1 pseudogene is annotated in these 382 nt (G+C 38.0%); it reads left to right on the forward strand.

Annotation, left to right across the window (positions count from 1 at the left end):
• Positions 1–382: pseudogene (locus AB4486_RS23220) on the forward strand (LysR family transcriptional regulator); the annotation flags it as partial.

The following is a 382-nucleotide window of genomic DNA, read 5'->3' on the forward strand; positions in this document are numbered from 1 at the left end:
GTTCAAAAAAATGGTGAGTTCTCATCTTTGGCGCAAGAGGATGTACTTTTAGCGTTAAGAAATTCAAAGCAGTTTATCTTGAGATCGTTTATTGAAGAGGGAATGTCAGAAAAAGTAACCATCAGCTCCGATAACGAAGAAGTCGATCAATTGGCGTTAGTTATTAAAATGGTTGAAGCCGGTTTAGGGTGGGCACTGTTACCAAAAACGTTTGCTCATTCTGAATTTTCCCATTACGACATTGAACCTATACAGTCGTCTGAAATGCACCAAGGATTCAAATTCGGTTTTGCGCTTTGGTGCAATCATTCTAAGCAAGTGAAGGATGTAAAATTATCGGTTTTATCTGTTATACAAGAACATGTTGATCGAGTATTGAGTC

This window comes from Vibrio sp. 10N.222.55.C6 (genome assembly GCF_041473395.1).
In the GTDB taxonomy this organism is placed as follows: domain Bacteria; phylum Pseudomonadota; class Gammaproteobacteria; order Enterobacterales; family Vibrionaceae; genus Vibrio; species Vibrio crassostreae_C.